Source organism: Flavobacterium sp. ZB4P23, from assembly GCF_003970375.1.
In the GTDB taxonomy this organism is placed as follows: domain Bacteria; phylum Bacteroidota; class Bacteroidia; order Flavobacteriales; family Flavobacteriaceae; genus Flavobacterium.
The window spans coordinates 23,075-48,246 of record NZ_RYDK01000007.1 but is presented as its reverse complement, the minus strand read 5'-3'; the positions used below and the strand labels follow the sequence as shown (position 1 = coordinate 48,246).

The window sequence follows — 25,172 nt, the reverse complement described above, 5'->3', positions numbered from 1 at the left end:
CCGTAAATGCTTGTATAACCTTTTAAATTTATAATAAAATGAAAAAATCAAAAATGATTTTAGGTCTTTCGCTAGTGGCGGTTTCAGGCTTAATTTTAGTAGCTGCGGATCACATTGATGCTCCTGCTACAGCATCGGGTGGTGCAAATGATATTACTGACGTGTACGCTTTTCAAGGGCAAGACACTAATAATTTAGTTTTTGCTGTAAATACACAAGGCTTGTTAAGTCCAAATGCAACTGGTGCTGCAAAATTCGATGAAAACACAATGATCGAAATTAATATTGACAACAATGGTGACAATGTTGAGGATTTAGTGATCCAAGCTATCAAAAGAGATGACAAGATGTATTTCTTTGGTCCGGTAGCTCCAGGTACTCCAGGAACTTCAAGCACGATTAAAACGGCTGCTGCCTCAGGAAGTGTTACCATATCTTCTTATGGAGCTGCTGCATTAACGGCAGAGAATAATGGAATGAAATTTTTTGCAGGACCAAGAGACGATCCCTTCTTTTTTGACTTAGGTCAATTTAAAGCTATTCTTGCTGGTACAGCAACTGGATTCAAGAATCCTGGAACAGATACTTTTGCAGGGACTAATGTGCTTTCAGTAGTTGTAGAAGTTCCTAAAGCAATGCTAGGTACTTCAGGAACAGTAAATGTTTGGGCAGAAACCAAGAAAAAACAATAACTATTTTAATTTTAAAGTATGAAATCGGAATCTACGATTTTTAAAATAACTAAATACAAACGTCATGAGTAAAACAAATAAATTCAAAATTATAACAATCGCATTAATAACTGCAGTTGTTTCGGTAAATTGTGATAATAACGATTCAGATTCTGTTTCTGAACCAAGTATTGATTTCACAGGTACTTTTGTACAGCAAGATCAAATGGCTAGACCGGCAATAAACACTGTATTTATTGCTTCTGGATCTCCAAAAGATGAATTTAACAGCACTGTACCTTCGGCAATGGGTGCTAAATATCAATCTGTTTTTCAATCTAGATTAATGGCCTTGAATCCAGGGTATACCACTAATGCATTAGGACAAACGGCTGCTCAGTTTACCGGTCTTTTAGCTACAGATGTATTAGGAGTTTCTAAAACAGCAAAAACAACTTTCTTTGATGGAACTAATATTTTGACAGGAAGAGCTTTGGCTGATGATGTAATCGATGTGGAATTATTATTGGTTTTTGGTGGATCAGCGGGTACTTCAAATCCAGGGCTTACTAAAGATAATGTGAATTCAAATGATAAAACATTTAGCACAACTTTCCCTTACCTAGCTTCTGCTTGGTAGTATTTTTTTAAAAAAACAGAGCGCTTTATTTAATAATCTTCGCTCTGTTTTTTTATTTTTAAAACAAACAAACAAACAAACAAACAAACAAAATAATTAGAGTATGAAAACTTTAAAAATAATTCCATTTTTGGTTTTCACAATCCTATTAATATTCGGTTGCGAGACTAAATCAGAACAAATTACAAATGCAGATGATTACACGAAATATCTGGGTTTAAAAGATAATAAATCAGTGACTTTTGCTCAGAATGAAATTGATTTTTGGCAAAAAAAATTCGATGCAGCACCCAATCAAATTAGTTATTTAAGTCAGATAGCGGCTAATTACAGTACCCTTTTTGAATATACAGGCGATATTAAAAACCTATATAAAACGGAAGAATTATTAATACAATCGAACGAAGCCTACGATTATTCCAGAGTGTCAACGGTTCGATCTTTAGCAAGAAATTATATCTCTCAGCATCGTTTTAAAGAAGCGTTGGTATTAGCTAATAAAGCATTAGCTATAGGTGAAGGAAAAAAAGAAACTCAAAAATTACTTTTCGACGTTCAAATGGAACTTGGGAATTATCCGGAAGCAGTCAAAAATTTAAATGTGATTAGGGATATGAATAGTTTTGATTATTTGATTCGCTTGGCAAAATGGAACGATCACAAAGGCGATCTTGAAACAGCTATCACTTTTATGGAAAAAGCCAGAGATATTGCTGAGAAAGAAGATAATAAGGTGCTTAAAATTTGGTCCTATTCGAACTTAGGTGATTTTTATGGTCATGCTGGCAGAATTCAGGATTCGTATGACAGTTTCTTAAAAACAGTAGCACTAGATCCTAATTATTCCTATGCTCTAAAAGGAATTGCCTGGATTGTTTTTTCGAAAGAAAGAAACACTGAAGAGGCGAATCGAATTATTGATGCTATTGCCACCACACACAACACTCCAGATTTTTATTTATTAAAATCTCAAATTGCTCAATTTGATGGAAATAAAAGTGAAGAAATAAAAAATAGAAACGCTTATTTTTCGATGATGGAGAAAAATAATTATGGTGCAATGTACAACAAATACAATGCTTTGATTTATGCTGAGGACAAAAAAACGGCGCAAAAAGCAATAGAAATTGCTAAGATTGAAGTAGCACACAGGCCCACTGCTGATTCTTATGATTTATTGGCCTGGGCGTACTTAAATGTAGGCGATAATAAAAAGGCTTTAGAAATTGCTCAGCTTCATGTAGCAGGGAAATCCTTTGAGCCAAAGATTCAATACCATTTAGCGATGATTTATAAATCGAATAATTTACCACTCAAAACCAAACCTATTAAGGACGAATTACTGTCTAGTTTGTATGAATTGGGGCCTAACTTTGAGAAAAAGGTAAACCAATTATAATTCATTATGAAAAATATTGTTTTAGTATTGATTTCCCTTTTTGGGCTGTCCTCTTACGCCCAAATCCAAAAAGGGAAAATTTTGGATCGTGATGGAAATCCAATTGAAAATGCCTATTTAGTCAATACAAATTCTGAAAGTCATGCCCACACTAATGAATTTGGATTGTTTAGTTTGGATAAAACGATTTTGGGAGATGTAATCAAAATAACTGCTTTAGGGTATAAAAAAACAAATTTCATCCTGAATTTTTCCGAGGAGGTAATTGTGATGGAAGACGATATTTTTAGATTGAATGAAATTGTTATCCAACCAAAACTTTCGGCGATGAATGTCATTTCAAAAATAGATTTAGAAACCACTCCTGTAAACTCGTCGCAGGAAATTCTTCGAAAAGTTCCGGGATTATTTATCGGACAACATGCTGGTGGGGGAAAAGCAGAGCAAATATTTTTAAGAGGTTTTGATATTGATCACGGCACAGATATTGCCATTTCAGTAGACGGAATGCCGGTTAATATGGTGTCTCACGCTCACGGTCAAGGCTATGCCGATTTGCATTTTGTAATTCCGGAAACAGTAGAAAAAATAGATTTTGGAAAAGGAACGTATTATGCCAACAAAGGGGATTTTGCTACGGCGGGATACGTTGCTTTCCAAACTAAAGACAAAATCGAAAAAAGCAGTATTGGTATCGAAGTCGGACAATTCAATACCCTAAGAACAGTTGGGCTTTTTAACCTTTTAGGGAATCAAAAAACACAAAGTGCTTATATTGCCACAGAGTATATCCTGACAGACGGTCCGTTTGAATCTCCCCAAAATTTTAACCGAATCAATATATTAGGTAAATATTCGGCTATTTTGAAAGATAACAGCAAGTTTTCAATCTTGGCTTCTCGCTTTTCCAGCAAATGGGATGCTTCAGGCCAAATTCCGCAACGGCTGATTGATGATGGAACGATTTCAAGATTTGGCTCTGTTGACGATACTGAAGGTGGAAATACATCCCGAACGAACTTCAATGCCAGTTTGAGTAAACCTATTGATGAAAATACATTTCTGAAAGCAAATGCTTTTTATTCAAAATATGATTTTGAATTGTATTCTAACTTTACTTTTTTCCTAAATGACCCCATCAATGGGGACCAGATTAAACAGAAGGAAAACAGGGATATTTATGGAATGAATGCTGAGTTGAACAAGAAAACGAAATGGAATGATACCGATGTTTTGTTCCAATTTGGAGCTGGTTTCCGTACGGATGCCACAACTGATACGGAACTTTCGCATACGTTGAATAGAAGAACCGTTCTTGAAAATATACAATTAGGAGATATTGATGAGTCTAATTTGTTTACGTATTTGAACTCTGAGTTTACTTTTGGAAAACTGATAATTAATCCGGCCATTCGATTGGATTATTTCAAATTCAATTATCAGGATAAATTGATGGAAAATTATAAAACAGCATCCGAATCGAAAGTAAAGTTTTCTCCAAAACTGAATTTTATTTATTCACAAAATAACAATTTGCAGTTTTTTATAAAATCAGGAATGGGTTTCCATTCGAATGATGCCCGTGTGGTGGTTCAAAACAATGGGAAACAAATACTACCAACTGCAATAGGAACGGATATAGGGACCATTTTTAAACCATTTCCAAAATTGATTGTCAATGCCACTTTATGGCATTTGTACTTAGAACAAGAATTTGTTTATGTGGGAGATGCTGGAATTGTTGAACCAAGCGGACAATCAAGACGCATGGGTGCTGAACTAGGATTGCGGTATCAATTGAACGATTGGTTGTATTTTGATACGGATGCTAATTATACTTATGCCAGAAGTATTGATGAGCCCAAAGGGCAGGATTACATTCCGTTAGCACCGGATTTTACCACAACTGGCGGATTAAGTTTCCAAAAAGTGAATGGTTTTTCAGGAGGAATTCGGTATCGGTATCTAAAAAATCGCCCGGCAAATGAAGATAATTCGATTGTTGCCAAAGGCTATTTTATATCCGATTTGAATGTTAACTATCAATATAAGAATATGAATTTTGGAATTTCAGTAGAAAATATTTTTGATACTGAATGGAACGAAACCCAGTTTGCCACTGAATCCAGATTACAAAATGAACCACAAAGTGTCGAAGAAATTCATTTAACTCCAGGAACGCCTCTCTTCATGAAAGGAAAAATAACGTATACTTTTTAAATACCACAGTAAGATTTGTTGTTTATTTGTTTGGGAGTCTAGCATTTTCATGATGTTAGGCTCCTTATTTTTTTAACTGTTGTTTAACAAAAAATTACTTTGACAAAACAAATATTTATCTAATTTTATAAAAAATTTCAATTATGAAAAATAGTGTATTTATAGCTACTTGCGCTTTACTGTTATTTAGTTGCCAAAATCAGGCACAACCTAAAAAATCTGAAATAAATATGAACACAGCTCCAATTGCAAAAGAAACCATTTATCAGTTTAAAGTAGAAGATTTATCAGGAAACAGTTTTGATTTTGCTTCTTTGAAAGGAAAAAAAATCATGATTGTGAATACGGCTTCAAAATGTGGACTGACACCTCAATACAAAGATCTTGAAGCTACATATAAAGAATACAAAGACAAAGGATTAGTGATTGTGGGTTTTCCTGCTAATAATTTTGCGTCACAAGAGCCAGGAACCAATGATGAAATTGCTACTTTTTGTCAAATGAATTACGGTGTTACGTTTCCTATGATGGACAAAGTTTCTGTAAAAGGAGAGGATATGGCTGCTATTTATCAGTTTTTGACTCAAAAATCTAAAAACGGATTACAAGATTCCACTGTAGAATGGAATTTTCAAAAATACCTAATCAATGAAAAAGGTGAATTAGAAAAAGTGATCGCTCCACGAACATTAGTAACGGATCCGGAAGTATTGAATTGGATTAAAGCATAATTTTATGTAACTAATGTGCTAATTATTATGTAAATAATCAAAAGAGATTTTCAGTCAAATGAAAATCTCTTTTTTTTGCTGTTTATAGTATTAATGTAGCTTCGATTAAATTTAACTATCAAGAAATTAAGTTACATTAAGAATCAGAGCTTAGTTTTTCTTAATTTCTTAATCGTTTATTTTTTTCCTTAGAATTTTTCATTTTTGAAAATTTCGACTACAGCTGCTTCGTAATTCCGAATGCTCTGTGCTTTTTTTATTTTCTTTAAAACTTTGTGCGGATTTGAAAACGTAGCCGAAAAGTATTCCCATAAATGGTACATTTTTAGTAAAATATGGGTTGATCCAGAAAGGGATTCGCTATAAATAGCATACAAAGTATCGTGAAACGCACTGAATAATTCCATTTTGTTTGCAGGATATTCTGAAGTATTGTTTTTTATCATACTTGGTAAAAAAGGATCTGATATTAATCCTCGGCCAATCATCCAATGGTCAATGGTTGGGAAGCGTTGCTGCATTTCATGAAATTTAGCCACGGAGGTTATGTCGCCATTGTAATACAATTTATGCTTGGTGTTGTCAACACAATGCTGGAATGCATCTAGATTTACGCCACCTTTGTACAATTGCTTGCCAATACGCGCATGAATCGCTATGTTCTTGATTGGATAGGTATCTAAAATAGGTAAAACATCCAGTATTTCTTCACTGTTTTCATACCCCAAACGCATTTTCATAGAGACAATAATATCCGATTCAGTATGCGCTCTGTGAAGGATAGTATTTATTTTATCGGGATTGCTGATCAAGCCGGAACCCATACCAGACTTAGTAACCATAGGATACGGACAGCCTAAATTCCAGTTTAATTCTTTATATCCCAATTCTTGAACGTACTTGGCCACAAATAAAAATTCATCGGCATCGTTTGTTATCACTTGCGGAATAACTTCTAAATCAAGATTATTTTCAGGAAGCAGGTCTCGTTCATACGAAGGTTTTATTACCATCTTTCCGTTCAATCGAATATAAGGCGAGTAAAATGTATCAATTCCTCCAAAAAGTTTGTTTTGGGCATTTCTAAAACGAAAGTCAGTAAATCCCTGTAAAGGCGAGGAGAGTAAGGTGTAGTCCATGAAATTTTTAGTTGTGCAAATATACTATAAAGTGGCAAGTCTTAAAGGTATAAATTTTTTAAAACCTAACATGTTTAATAAATAAACTATTATATGCTGGTACAAATTCAATTATTCTAAAATCAATTGCATAAAAACGGAACTCAACCAACGATCAAATTTATAGCCGGATTCTTTAATAACGCCAACGGTTTCAAACCCATATTTTTTATGAAAAGCGATACTGCCTTTATTTTCGGAGTCAATAACGCCAATCATTGTATGGTATTTTTGTTTTTTTGCCAATTGAATTAGTTCAGCCAGTAATAATTTCCCAACGCCTTTTCCTAAAAACTCCTCCGCAACATAAACAGAATGTTCTACCGTAAAACGATATCCTATTTTATGACGAAAAGTTCCGTAAGTAGCGTACCCAATTGTTCCATTTTCAGTTTCAGCAACAATAACAGGTAAGTCATTAGTTATTTTGTCTTCAAACCACAATTTATGGGTTTCAAAATCACGGGGCTCATAATCATAAATCGAAGTACTGTGCAGTATTTGGTGATTGATGATCTCCAATATTGTATCTAAATCGGTAAAAACAGCCGGTCTTATTTTGATTTCCATAAAGAATATATTTTGCTTCAAATTTAAGAAAAGTATTTAAGATTAGAAAAAAACCTTCACAACTTTGTATCTTTGTTTTTTTTAAACTAAAACAATGATTTACCCTAAAATACCTTTGGCACAAAGCATTATTGAAATCTGTTTGGCCAAAGGAATTACTACCATAATTATCTCTCCAGGTTCTCGTAATGCCCCGCTCACAATTGGTTTTGTAAACAATCCCGCTTTTCAATGTTACAGCATTGCTGACGAGCGTTCGGCTGCTTTTTTTGCATTGGGAATAGCACAACAAACCAAGCATCCAGTGGCTTTGGTGTGTACTTCCGGTTCGGCTTTATTGAATTATTATCCGGCTTTTGCGGAAGCATTTTACAGCCAGATTCCTATGATTGTGATTTCGGCAGACAGGCCCCAAAGCAAGATTGATATTGGTGACGGCCAAACGATTCGGCAAGAAAATGTATTCGAAAACCATTCGCTTTACAATGCTAATTTACTTGAGAATGTTTCGGTGGCAAATGATTTAAAAATCAATGCGGCGATCAATGCGGCCATCACTCAAAAAGGCCCCGTTCACATCAATGCGCCTTTTGAAGAACCATTGTATGAAACCGTTTCGGAACTTTCAATCGAAGTGAATAGTATCGCTTCCGCAAAAGTGACTCAGACGATTTCCATAGAAGACGTTTCGGAATTTGCAACAATTTGGAACAATTCCACTAAAAAAATGATTTTGGTTGGTGTGAATGCCCCAAATGCTATCAACCAAAAAATAATTGAGGCCTTCGCCAAAGACGTGTCGATAGTCGTGCTGACTGAAACAACTTCTAACGTGCATCACGATACTTTCATCAATACTATAGACACAATAATTACGCCTTTTACGAATGCCGATTTTGAAAATTTTCGTCCGGAAATTTTAGTCACTTTTGGAGGAATGGTCGTTTCAAAACGAATCAAGGCTTTTTTAAGAAAACACAAACCAAAACACCATTGGCATATTGATTCTTTAAGAGCTTACGACACGTTTGGCGCTTTGACCAAACATTTTGAAGCAGACCCAAATGTTTTTTTTGATACTTTCTTGCCACTTACAAAAGCAACAGAAAGTAATTATTTTCAGCAATTAGACGCGGTTAAAGTGCTGCGAAAGCTAAAAAGTGATATTTATTTAAACAAAATTCCTTTTTCAGATTTTAAAGTTTTCGAAAAAGTAATGCAGTGTTTACCAACGAACAGTCAATTGCAAATCAGTAATAGTTCAGCAATTCGGTATGCGCAATTAGTAGCTGTTGATCCTTCAATTGAAGTATATTGCAATCGCGGTACCAGCGGAATCGATGGTAGTACTTCTACGGCTATTGGTGCGGCTGTTGCCAATGAAAAACAAACGGTTTTTATAACAGGTGATATAGGGTTTTTGTACGACAGCAATGCATTATGGAACAATTACATTCCAAAAAATTTCAAGATTATATTGATTAATAACGGTGGAGGAGGAATATTTAGGATTTTACCCGGACACAAAGAAACACCGGTTTTTAATACCTTCTTTGAAACTTCACATTGTTTAACTGCGGAACATTTGGCTAAAATGTATGGTTTTGAATACTGTATTGCCAGTGATGAGGCGAGTTTAGCAATAAGTTTGACTGCTTTGTATGCTCAAAATGAAAAACCAAGTATTTTGGAAATTTTCACACCAACCTTGAAAAACGACAGTATTTTACTGCAATATTTTAAAGAGTTGATTTAATTATTTTCGGATCATTGATATTTACCATTTATACTTAATTTATAAATGGGAAACATAAAAAAAAAACGTTTGCATAAGCAAACGCTTTTTTATTTATTGTTGTGTTGAACCATCAAGTAAGATTCATTAATAAAAACGTGTCTATAAAAAATTACTTTAATTGTTTAAAACCTTCTAGTGTTTTAACGAATTGGCAAAGGGAAAACCGGTAAACTGGAATGTCCTAATGCATCAACTGCTTGAACAGCAAAGAAAAAATTGTCTTTAGAATATGGGATTTCAGCTTTAGTATCTTGTACAAAAATTGTTTTTTCCCAATGTTGTGATGCCGTTTCTCTAATAAGAATGTTGTATCCATAAACCGATTTCCCTTCAGGTGCGGTCCAAACTAAAGTAGAAAAATTAGTCAAATCCTTTACTTCAATTCCTACGTTTGTTGGTGCTTTTGGAGACCAAGCCAAATTACTGAACGTAGCCAAGTTAGAACAGGTTACTTTCTTCATGTATTCAAAGTCCATAAATTCTGCAAGATCGCCGTACTGGATGTTGTTTTCTTTTCGAACATCTTGATGTTGGTGGTCGTAGTTTTCGTTCATTTCACAAAAACGAACAGCTGTAAATCCATTTTGACTGAAAGGAGTATGATCCCCACCACGTAAGAAACGGTCGTTGCGATACACTAAATTAATATCCAGTTGCTCCACATATTGATTGGTAACCGTTTTGATGTATCGCGCTAGTTGTCTGGATGGACTGTCATTATCACGATTGGTCGATTTACGCATTTTTGACTCGGCTTCTGTCTCTAAGAATGGAATTGTTTCACTGAAAACGCGCACTTTAGTATTGTCTCGTAATAAAGTACCGCTGGATAAACTGTTTCCAATCATATCATTGTTGATCATGGCAATAACATTCCATTTTCCCTCTTTGGCAACATCCGCTAAATGCTTAGCTCCGTATAATCCTTGTTCTTCACCAACTACAGCCACAAAAATCAGTGTAAAAGGGAATTCTCTTTGGCTCATTATACGGGCCAGTTCCATCATGGCGGCTACTCCGGAAGCGTCGTCATTAGCACCTGGCGCATCAATTTTAGCATCCATGACATCCGAAGCACGAGAATCTAAATGGCCGCTTATAATTAATACACGATCGTCCGTAGGATCAGTTCCTTTTAAGGTTGCCATGACATTACCCAATTGGCTGTCGGTGGCAATACGTCTTCCATCTGCTTTGATGGTGAAAAAGTCAATAACCGAAGTTAGTCTGCCGCCAGAAGCCAAAGCATATTTATCAAATTCCGATTTAACCCAGCGTTGCGCTGCGCCAATACCGCGAGTGTTACTTTTTGTGTCGCTTAGGGTATGTCTGGTTCCAAAAGACACTAGTTTTCGGACCGTAGCTTCCATATTTTCCGATTGTACCTCAGCCACCATTTTTTTTATTTCGGGATCATCGACGGTGGTTTGTGCGTAATTGGCATGAGTAATGAATAATAGTAGGAACAAACAGAGAATTGAGGTTGATTTCATCTAATTTTTTTTAGTTTTCTCAAAGTTAGGGAAAAGGAAAAGATTTTAGGCACAAAATTGTGCTTTAGTGTTTCATTGCTAGAACTTGCGCAATCGCTTTTTCAGCCAGAGGCGCCATTACCTGATAGCCCAATTTATTAGGATGTACTCCATCACCGGAATAGGCAGCTTTTAATCCGTTGCTCTCATCGGCCATTGCCGAAAAATAATCCAGGTAGATAATTCCATTCGCATCAGCATATTTCTTTAGTAATTGATTAAGCTCCATAACCTTTTCAGCCGGATTTTGATTGGGTTTCCAAGGAAAATCAAAAGCGGGTAATACGGAACACAAAATAACTTTGATCTGGTTTGCTTGTGCCAATTCAACCATCGAAATAATATTGTTTTCAATCCTATCTAATGTTGTGGGGCCTGTATTTCCGGCAATATCATTGATTCCTGCTAAAATGAGTACTGCGGCTGGCTGTAAAGCAATAACATCAGCTCTGAAACGGATGAGCATTTGCGGGGTTGTTTGACCGCTAATACCCCTATTTATATATGGTTTTCCTGAAAAGTATTCAGAATTGGTTGCACTCCAGAATTCGGTTATGGAATCACCCATAAAGACAATTCGTTGTTGTCCAGCTGCTGGTGGTTTCAGCGCAACATTCTGCTCTTGGTATTTGCTTAAATTTGGCCAGTCCTGCGCCTGTATTGTTTCTCCCATAACGATTGATAAAAATAAGATGCTGTAAATAAATTGGATGTTTTTCATTTGTAACCGGATTAGAAATTTTGAAAACAGTAAATAAGTGGTAGTGCAGTAAAACGCAACAACCTTCCATTCTTATCCGAAAGATAGAGAAAAGGAAGGTTGATTTTATAGTGTATTGGTATTTAATCAAATAAATCGGAAGACAAATACCGATCGCCTCGGTCGCAAATGATAGCGACAATCACGCCGGACTCTATTGTATTTGCTATTTTTAGTGCTGCAGCCACGGAACCGCCACTGCTCATTCCTGCAAAAATGCCTTCTTCAAGTGCCAAACGTTTGGTCATAGCACGTGCTTCCTGTTCCGAAATTTCAATGATGGTATCTACTTTTGAAGCATCAAAAATTCTAGGTAAATATTCTTGAGGCCATTTTCTGATTCCCGGAATCTGCGAACCGTCGCTGGGTTGCGCACCAATAATTTGAATTTCTGGATTCCGCTCTTTCAAATACGTTGACGTTCCTATAATTGTCCCTGTAGTTCCCATTGCTGATATGAAATGGGTTACCGTTCCTTCCGTATCATTCCATATTTCCGGACCTGTGGTTTTGTAATGTGCTTTCCAGTTGTCATCATTAGCAAACTGATTGAGCATTATGTATCCGCCTTCGGCTACCTTTTTATCAGCATAATCTCTGGAACCAATTATTCCGGTGTCAGCAGGCGTTAGAATGACCGTAGCTCCATAAGCACGCATAGTAAGCGTACGTTCTATAGTGGAATCTTCCGGGAGTATCAATTCGATTTCGATATTGAATAATTGGGCAATCATCGCCAAAGCAATTCCGGTATTGCCGCTGGTTGCCTCAATTAACTTGTCTCCTTTTTTGATTTCTCCTCTTTCTAATGCTGATTTGATCATGTTGTATGCCGCACGATCCTTTATGCTTCCGCCTGGATTATTTCCTTCGAGTTTCAGTAAAAGTTTTACCTTGTCATTTTGTATCAAATGGGTAGATTCAACTAAAGGTGTATTGCCTATTAAATCTAGTATTGTTTGAGATTTCATGCTATTGGGTGTGTTGTGTTTGATTTGTAATAATCCGAGTATTGACTAAATTTGATAAGTATTCGTTTATAAAAACTATTTTTAACAAGCTTATTTTAAAAATAGCAACAACAATAGCAGAAAGGAATATTTTTATAATTCAGTGGCATTTTCATGGTTTTTAAAACGAATGGTAAAGGTATTGAACAATTTTGGATTATTTGTTTTTAGTCAATAAAGCTATCTTGTTTATTGCTACATTTTTGTTAAATTTATCGCTTTTGAATGCAATTGAAATTTTTGTTATATCCGTTAATTGGAATTAATAAAAATTAAATCAATAGCTTTTTTTACAATTTTAAGATATAAACAGCTATTGCTAGACTGTTTATATTTTCAAGGTATACAAATTGATTATTAGTTTCGATAGAAGTGTTTTTTAAATTAGCCAATAAATAACTAGCTATGAAAAGTAATTCGACTTTTATAAGTGACATTTCTAAAAAGGTATTCCCAATAGCGGATAAAATAGCTGCTAAGACCATACGGAACCCAATATTAGCACTTATTCAAAATGATTATCCTGATTTTGATGCCAATAAATTATTAGCAATAAGTGAACTTAATAGGTATCGGGAAAAATATATTTCGAATTATTTATTGGTCGAAATAGGGGAATTGTCTAATCTGGAGGCTAAAGTAATCGGTTCCTTAAGCGAAGATAAATCGCTGGTGAATACTGTAGAGGATGAAAATGGTGATCGAACCGTAGGGCAAAAAGTGGCAGACAAGGTAGCTGCTTTTGGCGGAAGCTGGAAATTTATCATTCTTTTTGGGGTGTTTATCTTGTTGTGGATTTTGGCTAATATTTATATTCTGCTGAATAAAGGTTTTGATCCGTATCCATTTATTTTATTAAATTTAATTTTGTCCTGTTTGGCTGCACTTCAAGCACCGGTAATTATGATGAGCCAAAACCGTCAGGAAGAAAAAGATCGGGAAAGAGCTAAAAAAGATTATATGATTAATTTGAAATCAGAACTTGAAATCAGAATGCTTCATGAAAAACTGGATCATTTGATTATGCATCAGCAAGAAGAATTAATTGAAATTCAGAAAGTACAAATCGAAATGATGAATGATATTCTAGCCCGAATCAAATAATTGTTGTTGCTGTAAAGGGGATAAAAAGAAACTCATTAGTAGTGTTTAAAATAATACCCTGCAATCATAAAAACACCATTAAGGACAGCGGTGCCGATAATTATTTTTTTGTAGTTTCTGTTGGTGTCTATGAAATTCAAAGCCAGAATTCCCAGAAATAATAAGGTCGTGAAAATTGCCGGATACCTATCGAAAGCACCTCCAAAATCGCCTTGTAAAAGCAATAAAAATCCCCGCTGAAAACCACAGCCCAAACACTCTATTCCAAAGAGTGTTTTACTGAAACACGGGAGCATGTATTTTTCTATATTCAATTTTTTTTCTTTTTTACAAGTATACGTAAAAGTAAGAAATTTTATCAAGAGTAAATAGAGTAATTTTAAATTCAGTACTTTTGGAATCTGATATTTTAAAAGATGAAAAAATATATAATCCCCATAATGATTCTCGCCATCACAGTTGCTTTATATGAGCAGGTGAGTGCCGAAAAAAACGTGTACATCATGGTTGTTGCAATTGTAGTTTTTATGATTGGAATGATGCAGTTGAGTGCTAAAACTCCGAGTAAAAATCAAGAAAAAGAAGACGAAAATGTTCAATAAAGGAGATAAAGTTTCCGTGCTGGATGAAGCGATGAATGGGATAGTGTTGTCAGTCAAAGACCAGCAGGTTACGATAGAAACGGAGGATGGTTTTACGATGACATTTATTGTCAATGAATTGCTTAAAATAAACGATTCCAGTAACTTAATGGAATCAATCAGAAGAATAAATGTAAGTGAAATTGCAAAAGAGAAAGAGATCCCAAAACCCCGTAGTTTTGTAAAAGAAAGGAAATCTAAACACGAAATTCCAGCTCCTGAATTTGATTTACACATTGAAAAACTGGTGCCTAATAAACGCGGAATGTCGAATTATGATATTCTGACGCTACAGACTGAAACAGCAAAACGTCATATTGAATTTGCGATTAAAAATCGCATTCCAAAGATTGTTTTTATACATGGAGTCGGGGAAGGAGTCTTGAAAGCAGAGCTAGATTTCTTATTGGGACGGTATGATAACATCGCTTTTCAAGAAGGTAATTATCAAAAATACGGTCAAGGAGCAACAGAAGTTTTCATTAAGCAAAGCGCTATGTAAGCTCATTTTTAATTTTTAATTCCAAAACGAAAGGTCTGATTTAAGATGATTTCTCCTTTGAAATTCTCTTAAATTAGACCCTTTTTTGTAACCATGAAAACAACTTTTTCTTATCTGAAATTATAAGTTTTTTGGCCCCTAATTGGTAGTCAATAAATCTCCATAAATATAAGCATCACCTAGAATAAAATCACTGCTTCCTTTCTTCATTTTTACTTTTTTCAGCACTACAGTATGTCTAAAACCTGATCCATTTGTTGTAGTTGTTACTTCTATAATACCGCTGGTATTTGCTATTCCTGACACTCCAATCCATTCTTCACTAAATGTCGGAGTAGTAGGAAAAGTAGTATTACAAAAATAATTTCCTGTAACCAAGCCAGAGAATAAACGATACGTCAGTTTGTTTTCTGTGTCGCCTATCAATCCGGTTCTAGGAGTGTTCAGCGGTGTTACGGCATTCACGATTAAACTGGCATCAATATCCAGAATTAGCGCTTCACTGCTGTTGTAATCGTATAATTGTTTGGAAGTAGCACATTGTTCCAATGTTTTATTGAAACTAAAAGGCAGCGGTGTTGCTGCTATTTGATAGTCTCCAAAAAAGAATGTTTCGTACACTTGCGTTCCGTTTCCTTTATCAAAAGTGATGTTTTTGAACGTTATATTATGATTGTATCCTGTAATTTTAGTACTGTTATCATCAGGATTTAGGGGTTTTATTGCCGTTGTAGTTATTACAATTTTCCCGCCAGTTGCGGTCCATTGGCCTGTAACTGTAGGTGTTGCCGGAGGAATAGTTTCGCAAATTGTAGCATTTGTGACAGTTCCGTTATAAAAACGGTAAAAAACTCGATTTGTACCATTGATATCCAGTTCTTGCACACTTGTTTCTGTCGGAAAAACAACATTTTTTATTTCAAGAATTAACGCTTCGCTATCTTTTAATTTATAAATGATCCCATTTGTCGTGCAATTTTGTGTGGCTACATCTTCAAAAGTGATGGTTTCTTGAATTAAATCTCCATCATCACATCCGTTTAGGAGCAATGCAAAAACCAACAGGCTAACAATTCTTTTCATTTTATAAAATTTAAAACAAAAATAGAATTTTTAATTTATTCCAAATGCATAACCGCTTAAAAATAGATTATTTAACAGGATATTGTGTTTTAGCAACTATCAATTAAGTGATAAAGTACCTGTTTTAATAGTTATAAAATTGAAAGATAGTGAGAATTTAAAGCCGATTGAAATCAGTATCTTTGTCTAAATTTAATACGATAGATGAGACTTAACAAATATTATTCGGCTGCTTTTTTAGCTTTTTTTGTTTGGGGTTTTTTTAGTTTTGCTTTAAAGCCTTTACACAATTATCCGTCGCTGGATATATTATTTTACCGAGTGTTTTTTAGTGCCATTACCATGGTGTTGATCAATGTTGTTTTCCGTAGAAATGTAATGCGTAAAAACTGGAATCACTTCAAGACGATACCTCCCAAACAACAGAAGAGTGTTGTTATGCTAACACTTGGCGGAGGTATATTTCTCTCCTCAAACTGGTTTGTTTACATTTATGTGATGAATCACGTAAGTGTAAATGCGGCTTCGTTGGCGTATTTAATTTGTCCAATTGTAACAACTGTTTTTGCCTTTTTCATGTTGAAAGAAACGCTGAGCAAATGGCAGTGGATTGCTGTTTTAATTAGTGTATTTAGTTGCGTTTTATTATCCTTTAATCATTTTCAGGATATATTCTACAGTCTTATTACGGCTGCTACTTATGCGCTGTATTTAGTGAGTCAACGTAAAAATAATGATTTAGATAAATTCCTCAGCCTGACGATTCAATTGATTTTTACGGCACTTGTACTGCTCCCTTTTTATCCAAAATACAGTGGAACAATTCCTGTAGAGCCTCTGTTTTACGGCTACATGTTCCTGATTGTGGTTTTTTTTACGATTATCCCTTTGTTTCTAAATCTTTATGCGCTCAAAGGAATCAACTCTTCCGCGGTGGGAATTATGATTTATATTAACCCGATTATTAATTTCTTGTTGGCTATATTTTATTATAACGAGCAGGTTAGCTCGCTTCAATTGTTTTCTTATTTGCTGATTTTGGTTTCAATTGTTGTTTTTAATGAAAAACTGCTTTTTCCCCGAAAATTAAAACTCGTCCCTTCAGAAATACCAGTTTTAAAATAATTTTATAATTTAAAAAATGAAAAAAGTATATCTCGATAACGCTTCTACAACTGCTATTCGTCCCGAAGTAATCCAGGAAATGACTAAAGTATTAACGGAAGATTATGGAAATCCATCTTCAACGCACAGCTTAGGGCGTTCTGCAAAAAATGTTCTGGAGCTTTCCAGAAAGTCAATTGCCAAAAACCTGAATGCCACTGCGCAGGAAATAATTTTTACTTCCTGTGGTACCGAGGCCAATAACTGGATTCTTCGGTCAGCCGTTAAGGACTTGAAAGTGCAACGAATCATTACCAGTAAAATCGAGCATCATGCGGTTTTGTACACGGCTTTAGTTTTAGAAAAAGAGTATGGAATTCAGATTGATTATGTAGCAATAAAGCCAAATGGAGCAATTGATATTACTGATTTAGTGGAGTTATTATCACAGGATAAGAAAACATTAGTCAGTTTGATGCATGTGAATAATGAAATTGGAACTGTTTTAGATTTAGAACGAATAAGCCGTATTTGTCAAGAGCACAGTGCTTTGTTTCATTCGGATACCGTACAGTCCATAGGGAAAACCGGCATAGATTTGCAAAATTTATCTATAGATTTTATCGTGGCCAGTGCGCATAAATTTCATGGACCTAAAGGCGTTGGTTTTGCATTTATTCGAAAAAATTCAGGAATGCAACCCTTATTTTTTGGTGGCGAACAAGAGAAAGGATTGCGCGCCGGGACTGAGGCTCTACATCAAATTGCAGGAATGGCAAAAGCTCTGGAACTTTCATACACCAATTTAGAAACGGAACGAAAGCACATTTCTGAAGTACGGAGTTATTTAATTACCAAGCTTGAAATTGATTTTCCAGGTTTCGAAATTAATGGGAATAGCGATGGTTTTTACACGGTTTTAAATGTTTTACTGCCTTTTTCAGACGAAAAGACAGCGATGATTTTGTTTCATTTAGACATGAAAGGGATAGCAGTTTCCCGCGGTAGCGCCTGCCAGTCCGGGAGTATAAAACCGTCTCATGTATTAGCCGAAATGCTTTCGAATGACGATTTAAAGAAACCAAGTTTGCGCATTTCATTCAGCCATTATAATACTAAAGAAGATATTGATTTGCTTATTGCAGCTTTGAAAACGATATAAAAAATCTGCTGTAAAGTAGTTTCTTCAGTAGTATTAACGTATTTACACACCTAGTTTTGGATATTTATAATGAAATCGATGGCTTTTCTGCATATTTTTCCATGATTAAGCGCGCTTTAAAAAAGCATAATGCAGATTCAGAACCTTGATTAATGTTAATGTGTTTGTCTTTTGTGATTAATAGACAGTTGCCGAGTGTTAATTAAAAAAAAAGTGTAAGCTGCAGTTCAATTACAAGTTATTCACCTGTTTGTTTAGAAATATGAATGGATTGCCCCACTAATTTCCAGTGTCCATCAATTTTTTCTAATAACCGAATTTCATACGAGAACGTTTTTTTACCATCTTTGGCCGTTGACTCTTCGTTGTGGCTTACCCAGGCGTTGTCCTTATGAATACTCATTTTGTAATTTGTATTTACAGAATAGCCACCGTTACCCATTGCTTCCGGATTTGTATTAATCATAGCCGTAGGCGGAATGTCGAGTACGGTTCCGTCTCCAGTTGAAATTAATATTCGGCTGTAGGGCTGAATGTACCAGCAGTCCGTATGTCCCTTGCTGTCGCCAGCTCTCCATGTGGCAGACTCTTTTTCAAGTAGTTTTTTGATGCTCTCAGATTCATCATTATTTTGACTATAACCTATCAAATTTAGTGCTAGTATAAGATAAAAGGATATTGTCCATTTCATATCAGGCCTGTTTTTTAGAATATTATGTTTTTCGTTTTTATGGCGTAAAATCAGCTAAAAACATGTGCTTTCAAGAATTTTAAGGTTCTTTACGAACGTAAATATATAATTTAATCCTATGAAAACAAATAGGATTTCATTTTTGTGCGTTGTTGTATTAAGAGAGAGTTTTACAACAGCTGCAAAAAAAGACTCTTGACACTATCCCGCTAATTATCACTGATTAACCGGATTGTGTTTAAAAGAATCCGGCTAGTCTAGTGGTAATATTAATTAAAGAAAGGTCGCTTTATTTTAAGGTTTTAGTATTGGATCCTACTAACTTGCATCAAAAAAGCACTGTTTTTTTAATGCGACGAAGGTTCATAAATGAGTCGTAAAAAGGAGCTAAACCGCTGGTTTTTTCTATTTATAGGAATTCCGGTTACTATGCCTATTAGTAAATTATCTGTAATTTCTACTCTCATTTGAGGTCGGATTGTCATATCAAAATCAGCATTATTAATTTCTTTGTTAAACTCCAGTCCAATAAAATTTCGCGTTCCGGGGATCATGTAATGGATATTTGAATTAATCTGCCAGTTCGTCTGTGTTGTATTATCTGAAAAGTGGTGCGTAAATTGTGGCCCGGTGTATAAAAGGGTATGAAAATTTTGTCCCCAGCGTTTAGCAATCACCAAGAACGGATTATATCCATTTCCGGTTATTAAAGTACTATTGCTGTAGTTGTTAAAATTGGGTAATAGAAATTCGTGAATATAGCCAACAGCCATTGATATTTTCTTTTTTTCTGAAACAAAAAAGGTATATTGTGCCGCTAGTTTTATACTATTCAGGTTACTTCCCGGCGAATTTCCGTTGCCGGAAGTAGGGTAATAAATTGAAAAAGGCAATTCTACTTCAAGTCCTAATCGATCAATTGGAGCCCATTCATATTCTAGCAGTGCAGTATATTCATCATGAGTGATATTGTCTGTCAAACCGAGACCTAAATTCCATTCTTTTTCTCCTTTTCGGGCTCCCAAATCTCTAATGAGATCGATGTACAGAGGTTCAGCATGTAACACTTTTGGACGTTTTTTTTTGCCTTCAATTTCTTGAATGTAAAGACTGTCTTTGATCGTATTTTGTTGGTTTTTTTCTGTTTGTGCTTGAGAATGTGTACCCGTAAGTACCGTTAATAGCAGAGTAAATACCGCTGTTTTTAAATATTGAAGAGCCATTTTAATTTGTTTTATGTTTTAGTATACGAATTGCAACCCTAGTTTTCATGAGAAAATAAGGCAGGGATTAATGATCTAAATAACAAATTAAATGTTAGGGGGAGGCGTGTGTATTTCAAAATACGGGGTCGGAGGAATCGAATTTTGTTCAGCTAATTTCCCCTTTTTTAAATATAAATATTTTTTATAAAGACTAATTGCACTGTTTGGTACTACAAAAAAATCTATAAAAAAAGCACTTTTTGCAGCAAAATCTTGATTGGTATCATTATCATCGTATTCAGGTATGGCATTTTCGAATCCTAATATTTTTTCAACCACTATTTCAATAATGCTTTCCAGATCATTGTGGGTCAGATCCTCAGGTAAATAATTTGGTTGCGCATCCGGGGAATCAACAAAGCAGTTCAGCAGGTATAACGACATGAAACCCCAAAAATATCGAGTTAAAAGAGTATGTCGAATTTGTTTAATCATTTTGCATAATTACACTATTTTCTTGCTTAATAGTTGTAAATTTTCGTTAAAGTCGATTATAATTTAAGCGAGTCGCCATCTGCCAAGTGTTTAAAGGGTGCTTTTCTGGATTATTTTAAGTTTAAAAGAGAAAATATGGTACTAGTGAAATTTCCTTTGGTTGTATCCGTTTTACGGATCTGTTTGCAAGCAGTTTTTGTTTTTAATAATACGTTATTGGATTTTATTTCTAAATTTTTCTAAAATGATTAAAATATTCATCAATGCGTATCATCATTCCAGTCAGAATCTTCTTCAGTTGTTTTTTTGAAATCTTTATTCAAGAACTGTTTGTATTTCTTTTTGTCTTTTTGATTTTTTCTGATGAGAAATACTATCAAAGCAATTCCGAAGAAGAGTACAAGTCCAACTATTACCCAATTGATTTTCATTGTTTTTTTGTTTAATACGTAAATTAACAATCTGACATATTCACGGTGATGGCTAATCCGCCTTCGGAGGTTTCTTTGTACTTGTTGTTCATGTCTTTGGCGGTTTGCCACATCGTGTCCACGACTTTGTCTAAAGGCACTTTGGCATTTTTCGGATCGGTTTCCAGGGCTAATTCAGCGGCATTAATGGCTTTTATGGCACCCATAGTATTTCTTTCGATGCAGGGAATCTGAACCAAACCGCCAATAGGATCACAGGTCAACCCCAAGTGATGTTCCATGGCAATTTCGGCAGCCATTAAAACTTGTGCAGGAGTTCCGCCCATCAATTCGCATAAAGCGGCAGCAGCCATGGAAGATGAAACGCCTATTTCGGCCTGACAACCGCCCATTGCCGCAGAAATGGTAGAACCTTTCTTGAAAATACTGCCTACTTCACCGGCAACCATCAGGAATTGTTTGATTTCTTTTTCTCCTGCATTGTGGTTTTCAATCACTAAATAATACATTAAAACGGCCGGAATTACGCCTGCACTTCCATTTGTTGGAGCAGTGACCACGCGTCCTAAAGCGGCATTTACTTCATTTACCGCAAGGGCAAAACAGGAAACCCATTTCAGGATTTGGCGGAATTTCACTTCTGTTTTTCTGATCTCCTCAAGCCAGGTTTGAGGGGAATTATAATTGGATAAACCAATTAGTTTTTGGTGCATGTCAAAAGCACGGCGACGCACGTTTAGTCCGCCGGGAAGAATCCCTTCGGAATGACAACCAATGTACATGCATTCGAGCATCGTGTGCCAAATGCGTATTAGTTCCTGATCGATAACTGCTTCGGAACGCATTGATTTTTCGTTTTCATAAATGATTTCCGATATCGATTTGTTTTCTTTTATGCAATAATCCAGTAGTTCTGCCGCTTTCTCAATTGGATATGGAAAAGCACATTTTATTTTAATTTTCTTTTTAGCGTTGATGCGTTCTTCTTTTACTACAAATCCGCCACCAATAGAATAAAAGGTAGAAACGTATTGACGATCATCAGTCATATAGGCTGTGAAAGTCATTCCATTGGCATGAAAGGGAAGGAAGTTTTTATTAAAAACGATGTCTTGGAGGAAATAAAAAGCAATTGGCTTTTCGTTTCCTAAGTTGATTTTGTTTTTTGATTCAATGGATTTGATAATTGCATCAATATTTTCTATGGGAATGTATTCTGGATCTTGTCCGCTCAAACCCAGCATTACGGCTAAATCCGTGGCGTGTCCTTTGCCAGTTAAGGAAAGGGAACCGTATAAATCTATTTTCACCCTGTTGACCGCATGAAGTAAATTTTCGTTTCGCAATTCACTAAGAAAGCGTTCGGCAGCTCTCCAAGGCCCAAGTGTGTGTGAACTCGAAGGTCCAACACCAATTTTTAGCATATCAAAAACGGAGATACATTCTTCCATGTTAAGTGTGAATTTTTGTTACCTGCAAATATAATAGAATGTAGCAAGGATACGAATTGAAAATAGAATAATATTGTTTTTTTAATAATTAATATTGCTGTATTGTTAGTATTCTTCAAAAAAAAGGATTTAGCAAAACTAATACTTTGTTAAAATCAATATTTCTTTAATCCAAAATTTAGCTTGTGCAATACTTTGTAAATGGCTATTTTTGAAGCTTAACTAACCCAAAACAATATGAAAAAGATTATTTTTTCTTTTTATCTACTGCTAACTTTGGTGCTGAGTGTTCATTCGCAAGTGCAAAGTCCTTCTGAATTTATACCCAATTACGGAAAACAAATAACCTATTACCATCAGACTGAAAATTATTTTAAGCATCTTACGGAAAAGTCTACTTTTATCAAACACCAGAAATATGGTGTAACGCCGGAACAAAGGGATTTGAATGTATACTTTATATCGAGCCCGGAGAATTTGGCTAATTTGGAACAAATTAGGAATAACAATTTGGCAGCCATTGGTTTATCCGAAAATAAATCACAAATGATTGGCGATAAATTAATTGTTTGGTTGAGTTTTAATGTGCACGGAAATGAATTTTCCGGAACCGAAAGTGCTATGACCGTGGCGTACGAATTAGTAAATCCTTCGAATGCCGATACTAAAAAGTGGTTAGAGAATACCATTGTAATACTGGATCCATGCATCAATCCCGATGGATATTCCAGATACGGAAATTGGTTAAGAGAAATTTCAGGTAAAAAAACGCATCCGGAATTGTCAGACAGAGAGCACATGGAAGTGTGGCCGGGCGGTAGATACAACCATTATATATTTGATTTAAACAGAGACTGGGCGTGGCAAACACAACCGGAAACCCAACAGCGTATTGCGTTGTACAACCAATGGATGCCACAAGTTCATACAGATGTGCATGAAATGGGATACGATTCTCCGTATTTTTTTCCACCCTCAGCGGAACCTTTGCACGAATATATTGAGAAATACCAGAAAGATTTTCACTACACTTTAGGTAAAAATATTTCTAAAAAATTTGATGCTCAAAACTGGATGTATAACACCGGTGAACGTTTTGATTTGTTTTATCCAAGTTATGGGGATACGTATCCTACATACAATGGCGCGGTTGGTATGACGATGGAACAAGGCGGAATAGGTGCGGGGAGAGCCGTTACTATGGGCAACGGAATCACCTTGACGATACAAGACCGATTGACACATCACGCTACGGCAGTCCTGACGGTTGTAGAATCAGCCGCCGCACAAGCGGATGTTTTGCTGAAAGGTTTCAGAGGTTTTATGAATAATTCCCGAAAAACAGTGAAGGGAAATTATAAAATGTATGTGATGAAAAATAATCCGAAGTTGGTTCAAATGGCGGATTTGTTGAAAAAAAATAATGTAGAATTCAGTTACGCTGATGCCAGTCAAAAAGTATCCGGATTCAATTACAATACAAAAACAGATAAAGGTTTTACGATTGAACCCAATGATTTAATTGTAAAAGTAGATCAACAAAAAGCTGTTTTAGCACAAGTGCTTTTTGAACCGGACCAAAAGTTGAATGACAGTTTATCGTATGATATTACCTCTTGGGCTTTGCCCTTGGCGTACGGTGTTGAAGGCTATGCGTTAAAAAATAGTCTGGACATAAAGACTAAAGCAACTATTGAAGTGAAAGAAAAGATCGTTCCTAAAAATGCTTATGCGTTTCATATTCCTTGGAATAACAGAATTTCAGCTCAGGTGTTGTCTTTGTTGCACCAAAATAATATCAAAGTGAGGTCTGCGATGAAAAAAGCCATTTTTGGAGATGTGATTGTAGAGCCGGGTGGACTGTTAGTGGCCAAAGCGGATAATCCTAAAGTGGTTGATTTTGAAAAAACGATTAGTGAACTCGTAAAAATAAAAACCGATTATAATTACATACTTACAGGTTTTTCGTCTAATTCTAAAGATGTAGGCGGCGAAAATTTTAATTTATTGAAAGCGCCTAAAGTCGTTTTATTATCCGGAAAAGGGGTGGGCTCTACAGAGTTTGGTGCCGCTTGGTATTATATGCAAGAAACTATTGCATATCCGGTGAGTGTGGTTGAAGTAAATAATTTCAATAGATTTAATCTTTTTAACTACAACACACTGATTTTAGCAGACGGATATTATGATTTTTCAGATGACCAACAAAAGAAAATTGGCGAATGGATTAAAAACGGTGGAAAAGTGATTGCAATGAATAGTGCGCTTACCCTTTTTGAAGCAAAAGAAGGATATGCGTTAAGTCCTTTTGCAACTGAAGAAGACAAATTAAGCTCTGAGAAAGCCGCTGAAGAAGAGGAACTAAAAGAACGCTTCTTAGATTTTCAGGATTCAGAACGCAGGTATATTTCTAAATCGATTCCCGGAGCCATAATTGAAAACCTATTGAATAAAACACATCCCATGTCTTTTGGTTTAGGCGATACATATTTCAGTCTAAAAACGGATGACAGACATTATTCACTATTGAAAAAAGCCATAAATGTTGCTTATGTTCCTAAAGATTATAAGAGTTATGGTTTTGTAGGTAATGAAATCAAAAAGAAACTGAACAATACCGTGAGCTTTGCAGTTGATAAAAAAGGCGATGGATCTGTAATTTATATGGTAGATAATCCATTATTCAGAGGTTTTTGGGAAAATGGAAATCTATTGTTCAGCAATGCATTGTTCTTAGTCAATTAAAGAGTGTACAAGATAGGTTACATAAAAAGAGCACGAGGTATCGAGCTCT

At 35.4% G+C, this 25,172-nt stretch carries 24 protein-coding genes; 12 read left to right on the top strand and 12 right to left on the bottom strand.

Going from position 1 to position 25,172, the window contains the following annotated elements; all coding sequences use genetic code 11:
* The first annotated feature begins 38 nt into the window (after positions 1–38).
* From EKL99_RS11890 to EKL99_RS11870, 5 genes are all read left to right on the top strand, one after another.
* Positions 39–692 (top strand): DUF4331 family protein, encoded by a 654-nt coding sequence (locus tag EKL99_RS11890; RefSeq protein WP_126462256.1) that lies wholly within the window; start codon positions 39–41, stop codon positions 690–692.
* Between the two features lie 64 nt (positions 693–756).
* On the top strand, positions 757–1,311 hold the full coding sequence (locus EKL99_RS11885; RefSeq protein ID WP_126577023.1) for a DUF4331 family protein: 555 nt from the start codon (positions 757–759) through the stop codon (positions 1,309–1,311).
* Between the two features lie 103 nt (positions 1,312–1,414).
* Positions 1,415–2,710 carry a lipopolysaccharide assembly protein LapB gene (locus EKL99_RS11880; protein WP_126577022.1) on the top strand — a complete coding sequence of 432 codons (1,296 nt, stop codon included), beginning with the start codon at positions 1,415–1,417 and terminating at the stop codon, positions 2,708–2,710.
* A gap of 6 nt (positions 2,711–2,716) precedes the next feature.
* The gene (locus EKL99_RS11875; RefSeq protein ID WP_126577021.1) at positions 2,717–4,930 is read left to right on the top strand and encodes a TonB-dependent receptor; all 2,214 of its coding nucleotides are present in this window, start codon (positions 2,717–2,719) and stop codon (positions 4,928–4,930) included.
* Positions 4,931–5,073: 143 nt separating this feature from the next.
* Positions 5,074–5,661, top strand: coding sequence for a glutathione peroxidase (locus tag EKL99_RS11870; protein WP_126462243.1), 588 nt, complete (start codon positions 5,074–5,076; stop codon positions 5,659–5,661).
* A 188-nt stretch (positions 5,662–5,849) separates the two neighbouring features.
* Here the strand turns inward: EKL99_RS11870 and EKL99_RS11865 are convergent, their stop codons facing one another.
* Together EKL99_RS11865 and EKL99_RS11860 are read right to left on the bottom strand one after the other, a co-directional pair.
* Positions 5,850–6,800, bottom strand: a complete 951-nt coding sequence (locus tag EKL99_RS11865) for a tRNA-dihydrouridine synthase (RefSeq protein ID WP_126577020.1) — start codon at positions 6,798–6,800, stop codon at positions 5,850–5,852.
* Positions 6,801–6,911: 111 nt separating this feature from the next.
* Entirely contained in the window at positions 6,912–7,409 is a 498-nt protein-coding gene (locus EKL99_RS11860) for a GNAT family N-acetyltransferase (RefSeq protein ID WP_126454520.1), read from the bottom strand.
* Positions 7,410–7,503: 94 nt separating this feature from the next.
* Between EKL99_RS11860 and menD the strand changes: the two genes are divergently transcribed.
* Positions 7,504–9,165, top strand: coding sequence for a 2-succinyl-5-enolpyruvyl-6-hydroxy-3-cyclohexene-1-carboxylic-acid synthase (gene menD / locus EKL99_RS11855; protein ID WP_126577019.1), 1,662 nt, complete (start codon positions 7,504–7,506; stop codon positions 9,163–9,165).
* Positions 9,166–9,347: 182 nt separating this feature from the next.
* Here menD and EKL99_RS11850 read toward each other — a convergent pair whose 3' ends face one another.
* From EKL99_RS11850 to cysM, 3 genes are all read right to left on the bottom strand, one after another.
* Positions 9,348–10,700: a M28 family metallopeptidase gene (locus EKL99_RS11850; RefSeq protein ID WP_126577018.1), complete on the bottom strand. Its 1,353-nt coding sequence runs from the start codon at positions 10,698–10,700 to the stop codon at positions 9,348–9,350.
* A gap of 64 nt (positions 10,701–10,764) precedes the next feature.
* Positions 10,765–11,460 carry an SGNH/GDSL hydrolase family protein gene (locus tag EKL99_RS11845; protein ID WP_231507432.1) on the bottom strand — a complete coding sequence of 232 codons (696 nt, stop codon included), beginning with the start codon at positions 11,458–11,460 and terminating at the stop codon, positions 10,765–10,767.
* 122 nt (positions 11,461–11,582) lie between these two features.
* On the bottom strand, positions 11,583–12,470 hold the full coding sequence (cysM, locus tag EKL99_RS11840) for a cysteine synthase CysM (RefSeq protein ID WP_126454514.1): 888 nt from the start codon (positions 12,468–12,470) through the stop codon (positions 11,583–11,585).
* Positions 12,471–12,914: 444 nt separating this feature from the next.
* Here cysM and EKL99_RS11835 point away from each other — a divergent pair, with 444 nt between their 5' ends.
* Complete coding sequence (locus EKL99_RS11835; RefSeq protein ID WP_126577017.1) at positions 12,915–13,613, top strand: DUF1003 domain-containing protein; 699 nt, start codon at positions 12,915–12,917, stop codon at positions 13,611–13,613.
* A 35-nt stretch (positions 13,614–13,648) separates the two neighbouring features.
* Here EKL99_RS11835 and EKL99_RS11830 read toward each other — a convergent pair whose 3' ends face one another.
* Positions 13,649–13,927, bottom strand: coding sequence for a DUF2752 domain-containing protein (locus tag EKL99_RS11830; RefSeq protein WP_126516567.1), 279 nt, complete (start codon positions 13,925–13,927; stop codon positions 13,649–13,651).
* A 102-nt stretch (positions 13,928–14,029) separates the two neighbouring features.
* Here EKL99_RS11830 and EKL99_RS11825 point away from each other — a divergent pair, with 102 nt between their 5' ends.
* A complete protein-coding gene (locus EKL99_RS11825) occupies positions 14,030–14,215 on the top strand; it encodes a hypothetical protein (RefSeq protein WP_126462226.1) in 186 nt (61 codons plus the stop codon).
* On the top strand, positions 14,205–14,756 hold the full coding sequence (locus EKL99_RS11820; protein ID WP_126516566.1) for a Smr/MutS family protein: 552 nt from the start codon (positions 14,205–14,207) through the stop codon (positions 14,754–14,756). The genes EKL99_RS11825 and EKL99_RS11820 overlap by 11 nt, the downstream gene beginning before the upstream one ends.
* A gap of 138 nt (positions 14,757–14,894) precedes the next feature.
* On the opposite strand, the gene EKL99_RS11815 is transcribed toward EKL99_RS11820, so the two are convergent.
* Positions 14,895–15,839: a hypothetical protein gene (locus EKL99_RS11815; RefSeq protein WP_126577016.1), complete on the bottom strand. Its 945-nt coding sequence runs from the start codon at positions 15,837–15,839 to the stop codon at positions 14,895–14,897.
* Between the two features lie 204 nt (positions 15,840–16,043).
* Between EKL99_RS11815 and EKL99_RS11810 the strand changes: the two genes are divergently transcribed.
* Together EKL99_RS11810 and EKL99_RS11805 are read left to right on the top strand one after the other, a co-directional pair.
* Positions 16,044–16,964 carry an EamA family transporter gene (locus tag EKL99_RS11810; RefSeq protein WP_126454502.1) on the top strand — a complete coding sequence of 307 codons (921 nt, stop codon included), beginning with the start codon at positions 16,044–16,046 and terminating at the stop codon, positions 16,962–16,964.
* A gap of 16 nt (positions 16,965–16,980) precedes the next feature.
* Entirely contained in the window at positions 16,981–18,105 is a 1,125-nt protein-coding gene (locus EKL99_RS11805; RefSeq protein ID WP_126454500.1) for a cysteine desulfurase family protein, read from the top strand.
* Positions 18,106–18,343: 238 nt separating this feature from the next.
* Here EKL99_RS11805 and EKL99_RS11800 read toward each other — a convergent pair whose 3' ends face one another.
* The 5 genes from EKL99_RS11800 to EKL99_RS11785 form a co-directional block, all read right to left on the bottom strand.
* On the bottom strand, positions 18,344–18,796 hold the full coding sequence (locus tag EKL99_RS11800; RefSeq protein WP_126554268.1) for an endo-arabinase: 453 nt from the start codon (positions 18,794–18,796) through the stop codon (positions 18,344–18,346).
* Positions 18,797–19,143: 347 nt separating this feature from the next.
* On the bottom strand, positions 19,144–20,019 hold the full coding sequence (locus EKL99_RS11795) for an HAEPLYID family protein (protein ID WP_126577015.1): 876 nt from the start codon (positions 20,017–20,019) through the stop codon (positions 19,144–19,146).
* A gap of 87 nt (positions 20,020–20,106) precedes the next feature.
* Entirely contained in the window at positions 20,107–20,496 is a 390-nt protein-coding gene (locus EKL99_RS11790) for a hypothetical protein (RefSeq protein ID WP_126462210.1), read from the bottom strand.
* Between the two features lie 260 nt (positions 20,497–20,756).
* Positions 20,757–20,927, bottom strand: a complete 171-nt coding sequence (locus tag EKL99_RS14550; protein WP_197037241.1) for a hypothetical protein — start codon at positions 20,925–20,927, stop codon at positions 20,757–20,759.
* A 23-nt stretch (positions 20,928–20,950) separates the two neighbouring features.
* Positions 20,951–22,378: an L-serine ammonia-lyase gene (locus tag EKL99_RS11785; protein WP_126462207.1), complete on the bottom strand. Its 1,428-nt coding sequence runs from the start codon at positions 22,376–22,378 to the stop codon at positions 20,951–20,953.
* Positions 22,379–22,615: 237 nt separating this feature from the next.
* On the opposite strand from EKL99_RS11785, the gene EKL99_RS11780 reads away from it, so the two are divergent.
* Positions 22,616–25,123: a M14 metallopeptidase family protein gene (locus tag EKL99_RS11780; RefSeq protein WP_126577013.1), complete on the top strand. Its 2,508-nt coding sequence runs from the start codon at positions 22,616–22,618 to the stop codon at positions 25,121–25,123.
* Positions 25,124–25,172 lie beyond the last annotated feature (49 nt).

Bases quoted from the DNA above. Each gene is read 5' to 3' on its own strand.
- EKL99_RS11890 (WP_126462256.1), top strand. From the start codon at position 39: ATGAAAAAATCAAAAATGATTTTAGGTCTTTCGCTAGTGGCGGTTTCA.
- EKL99_RS11885 (WP_126577023.1), top strand. From the start codon at position 757: ATGAGTAAAACAAATAAATTCAAAATTATAACAATCGCATTAATAACT.
- EKL99_RS11880 (WP_126577022.1), top strand. From the start codon at position 1,415: ATGAAAACTTTAAAAATAATTCCATTTTTGGTTTTCACAATCCTATTA.
- EKL99_RS11875 (WP_126577021.1), top strand. From the start codon at position 2,717: ATGAAAAATATTGTTTTAGTATTGATTTCCCTTTTTGGGCTGTCCTCT.
- EKL99_RS11870 (WP_126462243.1), top strand. From the start codon at position 5,074: ATGAAAAATAGTGTATTTATAGCTACTTGCGCTTTACTGTTATTTAGT.
- EKL99_RS11865 (WP_126577020.1), bottom strand. From the start codon at position 6,800: ATGGACTACACCTTACTCTCCTCGCCTTTACAGGGATTTACTGACTTT.
- EKL99_RS11860 (WP_126454520.1), bottom strand. From the start codon at position 7,409: ATGGAAATCAAAATAAGACCGGCTGTTTTTACCGATTTAGATACAATA.
- menD (WP_126577019.1), top strand. From the start codon at position 7,504: ATGATTTACCCTAAAATACCTTTGGCACAAAGCATTATTGAAATCTGT.
- EKL99_RS11850 (WP_126577018.1), bottom strand. From the start codon at position 10,700: ATGAAATCAACCTCAATTCTCTGTTTGTTCCTACTATTATTCATTACT.
- EKL99_RS11845 (WP_231507432.1), bottom strand. From the start codon at position 11,460: ATGAAAAACATCCAATTTATTTACAGCATCTTATTTTTATCAATCGTT.
- cysM (WP_126454514.1), bottom strand. From the start codon at position 12,470: ATGAAATCTCAAACAATACTAGATTTAATAGGCAATACACCTTTAGTT.
- EKL99_RS11835 (WP_126577017.1), top strand. From the start codon at position 12,915: ATGAAAAGTAATTCGACTTTTATAAGTGACATTTCTAAAAAGGTATTC.
- EKL99_RS11825 (WP_126462226.1), top strand. From the start codon at position 14,030: ATGAAAAAATATATAATCCCCATAATGATTCTCGCCATCACAGTTGCT.
- EKL99_RS11820 (WP_126516566.1), top strand. From the start codon at position 14,205: ATGTTCAATAAAGGAGATAAAGTTTCCGTGCTGGATGAAGCGATGAAT.
- EKL99_RS11815 (WP_126577016.1), bottom strand. From the start codon at position 15,839: ATGAAAAGAATTGTTAGCCTGTTGGTTTTTGCATTGCTCCTAAACGGA.
- EKL99_RS11810 (WP_126454502.1), top strand. From the start codon at position 16,044: ATGAGACTTAACAAATATTATTCGGCTGCTTTTTTAGCTTTTTTTGTT.
- EKL99_RS11805 (WP_126454500.1), top strand. From the start codon at position 16,981: ATGAAAAAAGTATATCTCGATAACGCTTCTACAACTGCTATTCGTCCC.
- EKL99_RS11800 (WP_126554268.1), bottom strand. From the start codon at position 18,796: ATGAAATGGACAATATCCTTTTATCTTATACTAGCACTAAATTTGATA.
- EKL99_RS11795 (WP_126577015.1), bottom strand. From the start codon at position 20,019: ATGGCTCTTCAATATTTAAAAACAGCGGTATTTACTCTGCTATTAACG.
- EKL99_RS11790 (WP_126462210.1), bottom strand. From the start codon at position 20,496: ATGATTAAACAAATTCGACATACTCTTTTAACTCGATATTTTTGGGGT.
- EKL99_RS14550 (WP_197037241.1), bottom strand. From the start codon at position 20,927: ATGAAAATCAATTGGGTAATAGTTGGACTTGTACTCTTCTTCGGAATT.
- EKL99_RS11785 (WP_126462207.1), bottom strand. From the start codon at position 22,378: ATGGAAGAATGTATCTCCGTTTTTGATATGCTAAAAATTGGTGTTGGA.
- EKL99_RS11780 (WP_126577013.1), top strand. From the start codon at position 22,616: ATGAAAAAGATTATTTTTTCTTTTTATCTACTGCTAACTTTGGTGCTG.